Raw genomic sequence first — 14,916 nt, forward strand, 5'->3', positions numbered from 1 at the left:
TATGAATAAAAATAGGGTGTAATGTGCGAACAAGCTTGAATATTATAACGTATTGAATATCCCCTTGTGATTCGTTTTATTTATCCGTACGGAAAGGAAACATCGGCAACCCGTGTATATTTTGTAAGTTTCCTATTTGAAAGTTCCGGAAAGCGTAGCGGACAGCAATCGGAGCTTTTACACCCGGAGCGGAAATGATAACCGTTTTCTTGTTGGGGTCTATAGCTGCGTTTGCTTTGTGGAAACGCATGTCTTTCCCGGCGATCTCGAAGCCTATGATCCCGTTATCACGGTTGAAACCTTCTTCTGCGTTCTTGAAAGAAAGGATGATTTTATCCTTGTCGATTTCCATATGGTCGTATTCAGGCCCCTCACAGGCGATGGTCGTGTAGCCATATGTTTTGTTTAGGGCCATATAGCAAAGACGTTCGCCGATCTTTTGTTTCTCTTTCGGATGTATTTGCCGTTTTTCGTAATCTTGTACTAAATCGTTTGTGGAGACGATACCACTGTTTGGGATCAAGCGTGTGGCATTGTATTGTTCCTCGCGGAGGTATGCGGCTTGGTCACCCTCTCCATATTCATAGGGGGCTATTTCTACAAGATAGAAAGGTAATTCTCCTTGTCCCCATAATCCTCTCCAATGTTCTACCATTGTCACCAGGCGTTTAGCGTAGTCGGGATGTCCGACGTTCGATTCTCCTTGATACCACAAAAAGCCTTTGATCGTATATTTACTGGCAGGTTCCAGCATTCCATTATACATAATCATGGGTTGTAGCATTGGATGGATTTTCTTGTCGTTACCCGCTAGAGATAGATCGATGTCGCTATAATTTTGCAGGATATCTTTGGGCAGCCAACCTTCAACCGTGGAACCACCCCAACTACAGTTGATGATACCTACCGGGACATTCAGTACTTCAGTCAGCAGGGTCGCGAAGAAATAGGCTGTAGCTCCAAAGTCAGGGGCATTTTGCGGATCGCATATTTTCCATTCTCCACCTACCGGGTAATCTCTTGGCTCCAGTGCGCCTACTCGTTGGATTGTAGCGTAACGAATCGAGTTCTTGTATTTCCCGGAGGTAGCGATGGCGTGATTGCCTCCCTCGATAGGACAGTGCCAGAAACCTCTTAATGGCATTTCCATGTTAGACTGGCCGGAGCCGAACCATACCTCTCCGATCAAAAGATCGTGCAAGACGATCTTGTCTTGTCCATTCTCTAATGTGATTTGTTGCTTCTCAAAACTGGCTGAAGGTGTTTGAAGCCAAATTTCCCATGCGCCTTGCTCGTTTACTTGGGCGGTGTATTCTGTATTATCCCAAGAGCTACGGACTTTCATGATTGATTTTGGGGTGGCGTTTCCCCAGAGCCTTACTTTAGTGGCTTGTTGTAGTACCATATTGTCGCCTACTAAAGCCGGAAGCTTGATCTCGGCAAGCAAATGGGCGCTGCAAATGAATAAAGCGATTAGTAGAAGATTGATCTTATTCATATTTAATAGTTGTTTAAATAAAAATCCTGGTTATGAGATCTTGCGCTCGATAATCTCCATGCACATACGTCCGTTGTGGTAGGGGCATTTCCAGAAACCCGCCTTATCATCCTTGCGGTTGATCTCGTGGTTGAGTGATACACTCCAATGCCATTCCCCTTGTTCCCTGTCAATTAAATAGCGTTGGATGAATTTCCAGCATTTATAGGCAGTGTCTAAAGCAGGCTCATCTCCGAAATGCTGGTACAGGTTGAGGTGGCCGATTACGTTCTCAGCCTGTACCCACCAATGCAAGTCCGTATCGGCTTTCCGCTCATTCGGATGATACTCGTAAATAAGGCTGCCGTTTGCCAATAATCCCTCTTCGGCCGCTATCGCTATCTTTTGTGTCAAAGGTTCTACTTTTTGAAGAATCTCATTGTCTCCCAATTCTATAGCGGCCTCGTGTAGTAACCAAGAAGCCTCTATGTCATGTCCGTAAGAGATGATACGATATTTACTTTCCCAGTCCTCGTTGAAGAAGAGGTTTAGATGATAGGTCTGATGATCCAAGATCTTGTCGGTGAAAATCAGGATCAAGTTACGGAGTTGTTTTTTTAGACGTTCGTCTTTCCATACCCGGTACAGATTGGTATAAGGTTCGAGGATATGCAGATGGGTATTCATCGTCTTTTTTTCATTCTCGTCCTTATCACTTAGCCGCATGTCCTCTATCTGTCGCCACTCTTTCGTAAAGGCTTCCATATAACCGTTCTTTTCCGGGTCGAAGCTATATCGCTCGATCGTATTGAATAGGTGGATCGCGTAATCCAACGCCTCCTTGTCTCCGGTAGCCCGGTTGTATTCGCTGAATCCATAGATTGCGAATCCTAGGGCATAAATTTGTTTTTTCGTTTGTACAGGCTGTCCGGTATAGTCTAATTCCCAGTAAATACCCTCGAATTCTTGGTCATAGAATTGATCGATAAGATAGCGTTTGGCACGGGTTGCCGTTTCTAGGTATTCCGGTTTCCGCAATAAACGGTATGCGGCAGAAAAAGTCCATAAGATACGGGCATTTAAGATAGCACCTTTATTGGCATACGCTACTAGCTGGTTATTTCCCGTGATTTGTCCGTGGAAACCGCCATGCTCGTTATCGGTCATTTTATTTATCCAGAAAGGGAGGATATTATTCTCTAATTCCCGTTGAACCTCATTTTGCAGTGTCTCTATTATTTTACTCATTTGTTTTCTTGTCTTTTGGTTTCTAATGTAGCGGTAATTTCCTTCATTTTTATTTCGCTAAGTGGATAGAAGGCGATAAATATAACGGAAAGGATCGTACCTATGGCTGGTAAGAAACTGAGGAACATCTTGATTCCGCTGATCGTTTCCTCGCTTTGTACGGTATTTGCCTGGAATCCGAAGAAAGCGAGTAACCAGCCTGTGATAGCCGTACCGATCGCCCATCCGAACTTCTGGCTCATCGACGAGGAGCTGAATATCAATCCTGTGGCACGATTCCCTGTTTTTAATTCTGAGTAGTCTGTACAATCGGCGTACATAGACCAAAGTAGGGGGAAAATACTGCCGGCGCAAATACTGATCAGTACTTGGAACGTGAAGATCAGGGCCAGATCCGTCTTGTCGAGCCAGAAGAAGATAATACTTAAGACCGAGGCGATTAACATGGAGCCCATATAAGTTCTTTTCTTTCCGATCCGGTTACTTAATGGGGCGGCTAAAATTACGCCGACGATATTGGCCGCTTGCCCTACCGCCAGATATAATCCGCTTAGGACGAAGGAGACTCCGAAAAGGGATACGTTGGCATATGCTTCCTCTACGATAAAATATTTGAAATAATATACGGTAGCTCCGTCACGGATGGAATTGAAGACTAATGCGGAGACTCCCGCTCCCAGTAAAATCCACCAAGGCTTGTTGTGCAATAGGTCTTTCAAGTCTTCTTTTAACGAGCCTTGTTGCTCCTTGATCGGTTTCACCCGTTCTTTTGTCCATGCGAAACATCCATAAAAGAGAATGGCGCACATTATGGCGATAACTACGACCGCCATGGTCCACCCATGTTGTTGGTCGGCCAATTCATCGCTATTTCCGCTAAAGAAGTGTACCATCGGCATAAATAGCAATAAGGCTATGAAACTACCGATATAAGCGAATACCATGCGATACGTAGAAAGGGTATTACGGTCTTGTGGCAACGGGCTCATTACCCCAAGTAGGGACGCATAAGGCACGTTTATGGCAGAGTACACCATCATCATTAAAGAATAGGTGATATAGGCATAGATCAAATTACCTGTTTGTCCGAAAGAAGGAGTCATAAAAGTTAACACCCCGATTGCCGCAAACGGGATCGCTAGCCAAAGCAAGTAAGGACGGAATTTTCCCCAGCGTGTTTGCGTACGATCTGCCACGACACCGACAATCGGGTCGAAGACCGAGTCCCATACACGGGTTATCAGGAACATCGTACCTACGGCGGCAGCCGGCAACCCGAATACATCTGTGTAGAAAATCATCAAATAAGCGCCAAACAGTTTCCAGAACATAGACGATGCCATATCGCCGAAACCGTAGCCTATCTTCTCTGTGAGTTTGATCATATTAGTGGTTTTTGTATATTATTTTACAAGTGAGAGATTCCGATCGATAAGCTTTTTCAACGTCTCGACAGATGCGGATGTAGTCAGTCCATCGGCAGGAGTGTTCATACAATAATCTACCAGTTTATCGATTGTGGATACAGCCACGTGCATGCGGGTATCGGAAGATGCGTAGTAAATATATACGGTTCCATCCTCATCGGCGATCCATCCGTTGGAGAATAACACGTTGGATACATCGCCAACTCGCTCTCCTTCTTCCGGAGCCATGAAATAACCGGCTGGCGTGGCGATGGGTTTCGCGGGATCTTCCAGCGAGGTCATGTACATATAAAGTACATAACGTAATCCGGCGGCACAGCCCCGTACGCCATGAGCCAGATGCAACCAACCTTTCGGGGTCTTGATCGGATGGGGGCCTTCGCCATTCTTTACTTCCTTGATCGTATGGTAGTAACGTTGGTCGATAATGGTTTCCTCCTCGACTTCGGCATGTGTGATATCATCAATCAAAGCCCATCCGATACCACCGCCACTTCCGGCATTGATAAATCCGTCTTGCGGGCGGGTATAAAGGGCATATTTACCATTTACGAATTCCGGATGTAAGACAACGTTACGTTGTTGGCTCTTACTTTTTAAGTCAGGAAGACGTTCCCAGTTTTTCAAGTCTTTTGTCCGGGCGATAGCGGCAGTGGCGGTTGCCGAGGACAAATCGCCGGGGGCCGCGTCCGGGTCGTGACGCTCGGCGCAAAAGATACCGTAAACCCAACCATCCTCATGGGCGGTCAGGCGCATGTCGTAAATATTTGTAGCCGGGACGAGATCATCCGGCATGGTTACCGGGTAATCCCAGAATCGGAAATTGTCTATCCCGTTCGGGCTTTCGGCTACGGCGAAGAAGGATTTACGGTCGTTTCCTTCTACACGTACCATTAATATATATTTGCCGTTCCATTTGATCGCGCCGGAGTTCATGGTAGCGTTCATGCCGATACGTTCCATCAAGTAGGGATTTGTCTTTTCATTTAAGTCGTATCTCCAGAAGATCGGGGTATGCGCGGCTGTCAGTACAGGGTATTGATAACGGGTGAAGATTCCGTTTCCGTCTTCTAAAGGGATGTTTTTTCGGCTTAACAAGGTTTCGTGTTTGGCGAAGAGCTTGTTTACTTTTTCTTGAAATTGTTCCATGATGTTGCTGTTTTGAAATGGTATTATCAGATGGTGGGAGACGGGGCACGCCCCGTCTCTACAACTGGATATGATGTGAGTTATTTGGTTTATGTGTGATGTTATTTATATAGGTTAATGTCGGAGGCGAACAGTGTTTTCGGATTTTTATAGAAATTCTTGAAATCCTCGGCGGAGGCTTGTCCGGGATAAGGGCCAAAGAAATGGGAGATTTTCTCGCGGGCGTTTCTCCATACCAATACGTAAGCGACCGGATATTTTTCGATGGCGGGCAACAAGGTTCCCGTCCACCACGCGGAGTCTGGTATTCCTTCGTAACCGGTCTCTGTGATCGCTATGATCTTGTCGTTGGCTTTGCCTATGCTGTCTATTACGGAAAGGCAGGTATCCATGCTTTTCAAGAAGAAGTCTTTATCTTCCCGTTGGTAAGCGTCGAAACCTAGTACATCGATCAAGTCGTGTCCGGGGTAACGTTCCAGATAAGACGCTTGATCCTGTGGTTCTGTCCCCGTGGAATAAGCGTATACGATCTGATCTGTCGCTCCGTGAGCGTTTAGGTAATCGGCAGTCATTCGCCATAACGCTTTGTATTCGTCGGTGGTACATAAATTCTGTCCCCACCAGAACCAACTTCCGGTATGTTCGTGCCAAGGACGGAACAGGACAGGGATCTTAGTGCCATCGCTTGTTTTCAGGGAAAGGATGAAATCATTCACCTTTCCTAGCCAACCTTGGAATTTAGTATAGTTCTCCCCTTCCGGAAGGATTGATTTTACGACGGTACTGTCTGATACATCCCATGCGTCTCCTCCGGTTTTAGGATTACGAGGATGCCAGCTTAAGGATACCAAACCTCCCCGGTTATATTGGTTGATGATTTCTTGCCGTATCTTCTCGAAGGGAACTTTATCAAGGCTCTTATCTCCCCCAAGCTCGATCTCTCCAAGATCAAAACTGATAACAGCCGGATAATCACCGCATACTTTTTGTACATCCGAGCCCCCTTCCTCAAATTCCCATCCGATACCATAAACCGTATCATCATGATGTCCGAACATGATTCCTTTTTGTGGAATCGCACGCAGGTTCTCTATTAAACGTTCTTTCGGCAAAACCTGTCCGGTGGTTGACTCTTGGCCTTTCTTCGATGGAGAACAGGCTATTAGTGCTCCTAAGCATAACATGGTGATTAATTTTGTGTTCTTCATGATAATTGTCATTTCTTTATGAATACAAATGTAAGAGGTCTTGTATATATAATCTAGTATTATTTTATCAGATAACGATATTATATTAATTTATCTTATTCTTGGTAATCATCTGGATTTTTTTAGATACAGACTGCGAACAGATCATGCACGAACCTAATGGATTCATAAAGAAACATTAGATCCGTGCGCTACATTTTGTAAATGTTACTTTTTACTTTCCAGCTTGAACCTGTATACGTTCTTTCGAGGTTATCTTCTTTTCAAATACTTTTGTGTCCAGTTGAATCGGGGTATTGACGAAATCCGGGACATTGTAGGAATAAACGGAGCGATCGTAATAGGTTTCGGGGTCTTGCTGGGGTAGGAGGAATGGCTTGCTTATCCTACCGTTCTCGTCCATACTTGCCAGATAAAGGCGGGTATAAAGGCCATCTCCCCGGCGGCTACTGAAGACAAACCAGCGGGAGTTACTGCTCCAGTTATGGAAGCTCTCGGTATCATCGCTATTCACTTCGGACAGTTCGCGAAGATCCCCGCTTGCCAAGTTTAGTAACCATAGATCTGCCTCTTTATGCCAGATCGAAAAGTTGCCGTAGTCGGATAGAGTGAACATAATATATTTACCGTCATAGGAGGGACGGGGGAAAGATACACTTTTCCCTGAAGCCTCAGCGTTCACCAATGTATCGATACGGCTTCCGAATGTTCCGGTAGCGGGATCGAAATCAATACGGCATAAATTATATCTTATCTCTTTGTATTCTTCCGGTATCTTTTTAGCTTCGGCAGAACAGAAGTAAAGGGTACGGCCATCCGGGGAGAAAGCCGGGAAGGTCTCGAACCGGTCTTTTCTTTGCAAGGAGTCGCAGAGGAGCAAACGATGGTCGGCAGGATGATATACTACCACATCAGACTCCAAGTCCAGAACTTCTACCCGCTCGTCCTTGACCGTGTGAAAAGCCTGCCGGGTGTTGTTTGTGGAATACGCTATATATTCGCCTCCGGGATGCCAATAAGGGTAGACACAGGTAGCGATCGTTTGATCGGTTTTCGTATTGAGATATTCATCCTTGTCGCCGGTTCTCATAAAAGTGGCCCCGTGTGTACCTCGCACGTGAAGGCTGAAATGGCTCGGATCTGTCCGGTTAAAGGCGTGGCAGTTTACACACATGCCTTTTACCAACGTGTTTTCCACCAAAGGCTTTTCCTCATAAGACGATAGGTCGCGCTCATAAATTCCCATACGGCTGTAGACTTCGTAGCCGGGAGCGATCTTCCGGTATACCAAGCCATAATCGATCGGATAAGTGCTGACGTACATGGGGAAAGGCCTGTAAGTGCGCCATTTGCCATTTTGCTTGACACTGACGGTAAAGAGTAAACTATCGCCCTGATTGGAAGCGAGCAGTTGCCTCCAATCCTTTTCCGGGAAATGGACTTGTTTTGCGTTTATATGTAATTCTTTTCCTTGACCTCCTTTTACGATAACATCTATCCGCTCATAGGATGTACCCGTATAAGAGAAATTCATCGGCGCTATCGCGGCGGGAACCGTCACTTCTGTATAATCCGGATAGATGGAAGGATATTCCCCTATCTGTTCGGGGGATACCACCGGTTCTTCACAAGCGGAAAGCAACGCTATACATATACTATATAATAAGATAAGTTTTCTCATGGTTGTTTATTTCCTGAATAATAAATAATACCAAAATGTCTTTTCATATTTCGGGCGAAGGATCGGCTCGGAGTCTTTTTGTGTCGTGTAGATACGGGCGAACTCGCTTACGCCTTCCAATACGTTACGGGAGATGCTCCAAGGAAGACCTTGGAAGTTAGGGTGCTGCTGTGTCCAGACAAAGATCAACGCCTCTTGGTAAGAGATGGGTATGTGATTATATCCAAGATCTTTTCCTAGCGGATAGTATTTCATGAAACGTTCCAAGTCTTTCTTTTGCAAGACATAGGCCAGCATATACTCGAAAGCCATGCGGTTTCTTTTATTGTGTTGCAACAATAAGCCGAGCATGACATCCATTTCCGTGTCGCTAAATAAGAAATCTTCCGTATACCGGGCTTTTCTCAACCATCCCCATTCGGGGTGTTTCTCTATTTTCTCTTCGTTATTTAGATAACTCATGGCATTAGTTGCCCATCTCTTATAAAACAAGGTATGCTGCAAGGCTCGCAAGTATTTGGCGGCCACAACGTATTGCCCGTTGATCAAGTTGGTCTCGGCCAAGCGCATATAGGCACGTCCGCTTTTCTTGTAGTCGGGGATGGCCTCCATCGCCTCAAACATATAACGTTGCGAAGAATTTATCATTCCCAGGTGATAGAATATCTCGCTGGTTGGGAGTGGGGAGGTGAAATCTCTTTGGAATGTGGGAATCAACCCTTCCGTTCCATTTTGGTAGAAATGAAACATACGATCGCCTAATTGCCCGGTCTTGGCGAGAGCCAGATTTAGGCATGTCACGGAGAAGGGAGAATTAGGAGTTTTGTTTTCGGCGGTTTTGATAATCTTGTTCCATTGTTTCATGCGAGCGAGGTAATCATATTTCATAGCCTCTTCCTTATCCGGGTCGCTAGCGGCGTAAATCCATGCGCCACCTCCGGCCAGAAGTAAGGCAGATACAATTCCTGTCCAAACCTTGGTAGCTCTTGCGGGCGGGGGAAGTAGGGCTGGCGCTCCGGGGGTTACGGCAGCGGCAACGATAGCCAGTAACATGATATTGGGAACGATCATGGGAAAACGATAATAGTCGATACCGGTCATGAGGCTGAGTAAAGGATATTGCGTGAGGTTTTGCGCCAATAGGGGATACAGGATACCAAGCAAGAGGTAGATAGGTATCCATATATAGGGCTTGCCGGGTATTGATGGAGCGGATTTAACGCAATGCCCGATCGCTACCCCGGCAATGAAGATAAAATAGGCTCCACCTACGATCCAGTAAAGAACAGGCATCATTAGGAGCGTATAGAGTATTTGTCCCCACGGGTTGGTGATTTTTCGCTGTATGATTAGAGCGAAAAGGGCGAGTATTATAGAGATGGGTAATGCCAACAATGCATTTTCGTCGCATAAAAATACCCAGAGCAGGATGGATGGAAGAAAACTAAGCGGATACCAAAAGCCTGAGGCTCCCATCCGCTTGGCCAACCAGTTTATTTGCTGTTGGATAAGAACGAGGACGATCGCCAAGATCATAGCGCCCGCCCAAGCGAAAAAATAGAATTGTGTCAGGAACTCTGCCACGTATTCCGCTATACCTCCCGGATAGATCCATTTGTCGGCTATATATTCCGGCGTGAACAGGAATAACTGGAATTGTTCGTGGTAATGTAGATGATGGGGATAGTAATGTCCCCAAAACAGGCAGATCGCACAACCGAATAATAGGGAAGCGATCCCTTTTATGTACATATATTTACGTGTATTTTCCATGATCATATTATTTAAAAATCTCGGCTTCCTCCTCATTGTAAATATCTTGTATTTCTTCAGCGTCGAAAAGAAGCTCACTTGTGGATAACTCGGGTATATTATAAGATTTCAACGTGATATCATAATGCTCCGGATCTTCTTGAGGCAGAACAAATGGCTTGTAGGCTTTTCCTGTACTGTCTACATAAGAGAAATAGGGCTTTCCGTACAGCCCGTCATCTCGTTTGCTGGCGAAGACGAACCAATGGCTGTTAGAAGACCAGCTATGGTAGGTGTCCGATTTATCAGAGTTTACGGCAGGCAAAGAATCGATCTGCCCGGTCTGGAGATTCATCATACGCAGGTCTGTCTCCCGGTGCCAGATTGGGAACGTTCCATAATCGGCTACCGTGAAAAGCAGGTACTTTCCATCGGGCGAGATTTTCGGATGGCAAGCGGAGCCATTATGCTTCTTCGCGTCCCATACGGTTTCGACCTGTTGCCCCCATTCTTTGGTATCCTTATGGAAGGATATACGGTATAAGGAATATTTTAGGCTACGGATACTGTCGGGCAACGGCAGGATAGGAGCGGAGCAATAATAGATCCATTTCCCGTCGGGCGAGAAGGTAGGGAAGGTCTCCAACTCATCTTTCCGGCTGGTCTGAGGGGAGGTAATGAGCCGTCTCTTCCTGAAATCGGCGATGACAAGGTCGGAAGTCGTGTCATAAACTTCCAGTCGCTTACTTCCTAATGAATGTAGAGCAGGGATGATGATATTCGTGGAAAATACGGCGAGCCGTCCCGATGGATGGAAATCTCCATAGACTGCCCCGTCTGGCAGGCTGTCGTTGCTCAATCGCAATTTCCGCAAATACCCGTTACGGTTCAGTATGGTACCTCCTTGTTTTCCCCGCAAATGGAACATGGATAAGCTTCCTTTCTTGTTGCCGTAAATATGGCAGTTCATGCAGGAACCGTCCGTATCCTTGTTGTCGGCGATAACCCGCTCCTCGAAAGTCTTGATCTCCCGTTCGCGTAATTGGATCTTATTCCACACCTCGTAGCCCGGCTCTATAAGCCGGTAGCTTATATAACTATCCAGTTTCTCCGGCACTACTTGCCAATAGAAGGAGGGGTAACGGAACCATTTACCCTGAATACGGGCGATTACGGTTATTCGCAAGCGGTTACCAACTTCCTTCTCTAAGAAGCTTTCCCATAGGTCTAAGGGGAAAATGGCTTTCTTTCCAAAAGATAATTGTATCTCTTTCGATTTCCCTTCCAGGGTTACTTGCATCGCGTCCGCTTCGTTTCTCAATAAGAAATTAAGAGGGGCGATATTTGTGGGGATCATGATATCCGTATAATCGGGATACATGGGGATCGGGTCTGCGGTATCCTCTATTTGCTTCGGGGTAGGAACGCATCCTGCCAGCAGGCAAATTATCCAGACAAGGTAATGGTAGGCTTTTTTCCGTTTCAAGATTCTTTCTTTTTTCATAGCTTATCCTCCTTTCCGGGGCCAATAGCCGCAAAATGATAATAAAACCAATAGCTCTTACCGTATTTCTCTTTTAAACTTACGTCCTTAGCTTCATAAAGCCGGGTATAATCGGCAAATTCTTTCGCTGTCTCTACTGGAATCTGGTATTTTATAAGTTCTTCCGCACGGATATTACCTTGTCGGGCGAGATTGATCAACATCGCCTCGGTGAAAATGGGGCTGGGTACTTTACCCGGCACGTAGTCTTCCTCGAAAGAACGGAGGTCTTTGGAGAGTAAATGATAGCAAAGCAAGTATTCGTAGGCGTTGAGGTTTCCGGCGTTCGAGGCAACTAAATTCCGTAAAGAAGCTACGGCATCCTCCCCGGCACGCAGTTGGTCTCGAGTTGGGATATATTTACGTTTCTTCTCCAGCCAATCCTTTACTTGCGGGGTTTGCTTACCGGGCATCCTCTTCTCTGCCCAGCTTTTGTAAAGGAGTGTTTGGTTTAATATACGCAGATATTTAAGAGCCGCTTCATCATCCCCGTTGACCAGATTGATTTCTGCTAACCGTTTTATCATACGGCTACCCGAATTCCGGGGGGAGAAGATCATGCTTAACATGGCGCAATGCTCGGCCATGGTCATATCTCCTAACGTGAACCATAACTCGTTGGCAAACATGATAGAGAGAAAAGAGGCGGACGGATTCACGGGTAGGATCAATCCTCTCGTTGCCGGTTGGTTCCACGCTAAAAGATCTCTGGAGAGGGAGACGGGTGAGTTGAGCCCGGATGGATATGTGGCATTGTATAAGTTCCGGTAATAAGTAGCCCAAGGGATTTGTCGGTCCGTTCCCAAAAGATTTCTCATCTTTTGAATGTTACCGAAATAATGTTCCACGTCAAGTCCCAGTACATATTCCCGGTCGAGATCCGGCTTGCTCCACCAAGTGGTGGCGGGATATTGAGTGGCGGGAAGGAATAATATACCTGCCGCAAGCAAGACACATAGTTTTTGATGATGCGCTATGAATCCGGCGATCAGCATAAGGGCCAGGCAAAGCCATGCCCCGTACCCGAAGCACCAATAGCAAAGGAGCATGGCGGGAATACAAGTAAGCAGACGTTGCCTTTCCATCTGACTCCGGCTGTATAAAAGAAAAATACCTTCAGCCCCGGTTAAGGAGAGAGTGGCAGACAACGGATAGGCGAGCCCGCAAGACCTTCCTGTTTCCCATACCGCGATCACCACCATAAGAGAAAGGGCGTATCTCTTGCTGACGAATTGCCGGAGAGTCTGGTAGGTAAGTAGGGCAAATAGGGTTAAGACAACACTTAGGATCAACGGGCCTCCCCCGATATAATAAAAGAACTGCGTAAGGAAATCGCCGGCGAGACAAGCCAGCCATGCTTCCCCATGAAGATATTCGCGAAGAAACTCGCCGTTATATAAGAACAACATCATTTGTTCTTTATGGAACAAATGATAAGGGTACATCCGGAAGAAGAAAACGAAAATCGCTATCGCCAGTACCGCCAGTGTGATCGATAGATCCTGTTTAACGACTCGCTTCATCCAGTTCCTTTTGTTGCTCTTCGGTCAGGGAGGGTTTTATCATCTTGTAGAGGAATTTCCCGACTGTTTGGTTGATATGTTTTTTCATGAACGCGTAATTGAAGGCTTGCGTCTCTACTCTCAAGGAATCCCATGCCTGTTTGATGCGGATAGAATCTTTCGGAGAGCAGGTCTTAAGCGCTGTCCATAAAGCGTAGGATTCGCCATCGGTCTTTTGCTTCCGGTCCTTCCAACGTTGCAAGGCATCGTTTTGCGGCGTGCCGGAGGCCGAGCTTATGGAGTCTATCCGTACCGAGGTCACGCCCGGTTCCGTTACGACTAATAGCTCTTGGAACTTGAGGCGCAAGAGGATGCGCATACGTAGAACTTTCATCTCTTCTCCTGTCCCTTGGAAGGTAAAACGTGCGTTTTCTATTTTCGTGGAATCGATATTCTCTATCGAGGCGTTTTCCATAGGAGCCAGATAAATCCATTCCCCGTCCTGTTGCGCAGTGGGTAGAGTGCCTTCTATTATGTATTTGGAATCGTTAGACTGACAGGCAAATAGGCACAACAAAGCGCATACTCCTATAAATAGATATTTCATCGATCGTGTTCATTAGTAATTAGAGACTCAAAGTTTAGACTGCGTAAAGTTAGTGTTTTTTCGGAAAAGGAAATGATGTTTTCTTGACAAAGGGTGATACTTAATTTACTTGGTCATTGAAGGGAATGAAAAAAAGGAGGACGCTAATTAAGACATCCCCCCTTTCTATGAAATAAAGAACAATTAAGCGTTTAATACTTTCTTGAAACGGCAGATAAATTCCTTGGCTTCATCCATCGTCAGGCAAAGCGGGGGAAGCAGACGGATCGTATTAGTTCCGGCTACGCCCGTGAATACTTTCTCCTCAAAGAGAAGTTTGCTACGCACTTCCTTGATAGATTCCTCGAACTCGATACCTATCATCAAGCCGCGACCCCTGATTTCCTTGATACCCGGAAGTTTATGAAGCTCTTCCAATAAATAAGCGCCTACTTTTGCCGCATTATCAATCAAATGCTCGTCCTCCATAATGTCAAGAACGGCGATGGCGGCTGCGCAAGCCAAATGGTTACCGCCGAAAGTAGTACCGAGCATACCATAAACCGGTTTGAATTTCGGGCTGATCAATAATCCCCCCATTGGGAAACCATTGGCGATACCTTTCGCGACCGTGATTAAATCCGGCTTGATACCGGCGTATTGATGGGCGAAGAATTTACCGCTTCTTCCGTATCCGGATTGAATCTCATCCAAGATCAGACAGGCATCATAGGTAGTGCATAGGTCGCGTAGTTTACGCATAAAATCGTCTGTCGGCAATTGAATGCCGCCTACACCTTGGATACCTTCGATGATCACGGATGACACACCGCCTTTCTTCAACTCTTCCTCTACGGCGAAAGCGTCGTTCAAAGGAAGATAAGTAACCGCCAGATCCTCGTTTACTGGAGCGATGATTTTCGGATTGTCCGTGACACGGACAGCGGCAGAGGTACGGCCATGAAAGGCATGCTTGAAAGCGATCACCCGCTTTTTCCCATTATGGAAAGAGGCCAGTTTTAACGCGTTCTCGTTCGCCTCCGCTCCGGAGTTGATCAAGAACAACGAATAATCATCGTAGCCGGAAGCCTTCCCTAGCTTATTCGCTAATTTTTGCTGCAAGCTATTGATCACCGAGTTCGAGTAAAAGCCTAATTTATTTACCTGCTCGGTAATCGCCTTTACATAAGTAGGGTGGCTGTGACCCACCGAGATCACGGCATGTCCGCCATATAAGTCGAGGTATTCGTTTTCCTCGCTATCCCATACATGACATCCTTTGCCTTGTACGATCTCTATATTAAATAATGGATATACGTCGAATAAATTCATCTTTATTGTAT

11 protein-coding genes are annotated in these 14,916 nt (G+C 46.0%); all 11 read right to left on the bottom strand.

The genetic code is table 11. The annotated features are described in order from the left end of the window. Positions 1 to 76 precede the first annotated feature (76 nt). Positions 77 to 1,498 (bottom strand): sialate O-acetylesterase, encoded by a 1,422-nt coding sequence (locus Q0110_RS11400; protein WP_297906271.1) that lies wholly within the window; start codon positions 1,496 to 1,498, stop codon positions 77 to 79. A gap of 30 nt (positions 1,499 to 1,528) precedes the next feature. Next, complete coding sequence (locus tag Q0110_RS11405) at positions 1,529 to 2,725, bottom strand: AGE family epimerase/isomerase (protein WP_297906272.1); 1,197 nt, start codon at positions 2,723 to 2,725, stop codon at positions 1,529 to 1,531. Beyond that, on the bottom strand, positions 2,722 to 4,110 hold the full coding sequence (locus tag Q0110_RS11410; protein ID WP_297906273.1) for an MFS transporter: 1,389 nt from the start codon (positions 4,108 to 4,110) through the stop codon (positions 2,722 to 2,724). The genes Q0110_RS11405 and Q0110_RS11410 overlap by 4 nt, the downstream gene beginning before the upstream one ends. A gap of 18 nt (positions 4,111 to 4,128) precedes the next feature. Beyond that, on the bottom strand, positions 4,129 to 5,301 hold the full coding sequence (locus Q0110_RS11415) for a glycosidase (RefSeq protein WP_297906274.1): 1,173 nt from the start codon (positions 5,299 to 5,301) through the stop codon (positions 4,129 to 4,131). Between the two features lie 101 nt (positions 5,302 to 5,402). After that, a complete protein-coding gene (locus tag Q0110_RS11420; RefSeq protein ID WP_297906275.1) occupies positions 5,403 to 6,509 on the bottom strand; it encodes a glycosyl hydrolase in 1,107 nt (368 codons plus the stop codon). A gap of 214 nt (positions 6,510 to 6,723) precedes the next feature. Continuing rightward, complete coding sequence (locus tag Q0110_RS11425; RefSeq protein WP_297906276.1) at positions 6,724 to 8,190, bottom strand: hypothetical protein; 1,467 nt, start codon at positions 8,188 to 8,190, stop codon at positions 6,724 to 6,726. 6 nt (positions 8,191 to 8,196) lie between these two features. Next, positions 8,197 to 9,963, bottom strand: a complete 1,767-nt coding sequence (locus Q0110_RS11430) for a DUF6057 family protein (protein WP_297906277.1) — start codon at positions 9,961 to 9,963, stop codon at positions 8,197 to 8,199. 7 nt (positions 9,964 to 9,970) lie between these two features. Continuing rightward, positions 9,971 to 11,446 carry a hypothetical protein gene (locus Q0110_RS11435; RefSeq protein ID WP_297906278.1) on the bottom strand — a complete coding sequence of 492 codons (1,476 nt, stop codon included), beginning with the start codon at positions 11,444 to 11,446 and terminating at the stop codon, positions 9,971 to 9,973. Further along, positions 11,443 to 13,008, bottom strand: coding sequence for a DUF6057 family protein (locus Q0110_RS11440; RefSeq protein WP_297906279.1), 1,566 nt, complete (start codon positions 13,006 to 13,008; stop codon positions 11,443 to 11,445). The genes Q0110_RS11435 and Q0110_RS11440 overlap by 4 nt, the downstream gene beginning before the upstream one ends. Further along, positions 12,992 to 13,594: a DUF4369 domain-containing protein gene (locus tag Q0110_RS11445; protein ID WP_297906280.1), complete on the bottom strand. Its 603-nt coding sequence runs from the start codon at positions 13,592 to 13,594 to the stop codon at positions 12,992 to 12,994. The genes Q0110_RS11440 and Q0110_RS11445 overlap by 17 nt, the downstream gene beginning before the upstream one ends. A 183-nt stretch (positions 13,595 to 13,777) precedes the next feature. Continuing rightward, complete coding sequence (locus Q0110_RS11450; RefSeq protein ID WP_297906281.1) at positions 13,778 to 14,905, bottom strand: aminotransferase class III-fold pyridoxal phosphate-dependent enzyme; 1,128 nt, start codon at positions 14,903 to 14,905, stop codon at positions 13,778 to 13,780. Positions 14,906 to 14,916 lie beyond the last annotated feature (11 nt).

The sequence above is a fragment of the uncultured Parabacteroides sp. genome, from assembly GCF_947855115.1.
Taxonomy (GTDB): Bacteria; Bacteroidota; Bacteroidia; order Bacteroidales; family Tannerellaceae; genus Parabacteroides.

Bases quoted from the DNA above. Each gene is read 5' to 3' on its own strand.
- Q0110_RS11400 (WP_297906271.1), bottom strand. From the start codon at position 1,498: ATGAATAAGATCAATCTTCTACTAATCGCTTTATTCATTTGCAGCGCC.
- Q0110_RS11405 (WP_297906272.1), bottom strand. From the start codon at position 2,725: ATGAGTAAAATAATAGAGACACTGCAAAATGAGGTTCAACGGGAATTA.
- Q0110_RS11410 (WP_297906273.1), bottom strand. From the start codon at position 4,110: ATGATCAAACTCACAGAGAAGATAGGCTACGGTTTCGGCGATATGGCA.
- Q0110_RS11415 (WP_297906274.1), bottom strand. From the start codon at position 5,301: ATGGAACAATTTCAAGAAAAAGTAAACAAGCTCTTCGCCAAACACGAA.
- Q0110_RS11420 (WP_297906275.1), bottom strand. From the start codon at position 6,509: ATGAAGAACACAAAATTAATCACCATGTTATGCTTAGGAGCACTAATA.
- Q0110_RS11425 (WP_297906276.1), bottom strand. From the start codon at position 8,190: ATGAGAAAACTTATCTTATTATATAGTATATGTATAGCGTTGCTTTCC.
- Q0110_RS11430 (WP_297906277.1), bottom strand. From the start codon at position 9,963: ATGGAAAATACACGTAAATATATGTACATAAAAGGGATCGCTTCCCTA.
- Q0110_RS11435 (WP_297906278.1), bottom strand. From the start codon at position 11,446: ATGAAAAAAGAAAGAATCTTGAAACGGAAAAAAGCCTACCATTACCTT.
- Q0110_RS11440 (WP_297906279.1), bottom strand. From the start codon at position 13,008: ATGAAGCGAGTCGTTAAACAGGATCTATCGATCACACTGGCGGTACTG.
- Q0110_RS11445 (WP_297906280.1), bottom strand. From the start codon at position 13,594: ATGAAATATCTATTTATAGGAGTATGCGCTTTGTTGTGCCTATTTGCC.
- Q0110_RS11450 (WP_297906281.1), bottom strand. From the start codon at position 14,905: ATGAATTTATTCGACGTATATCCATTATTTAATATAGAGATCGTACAA.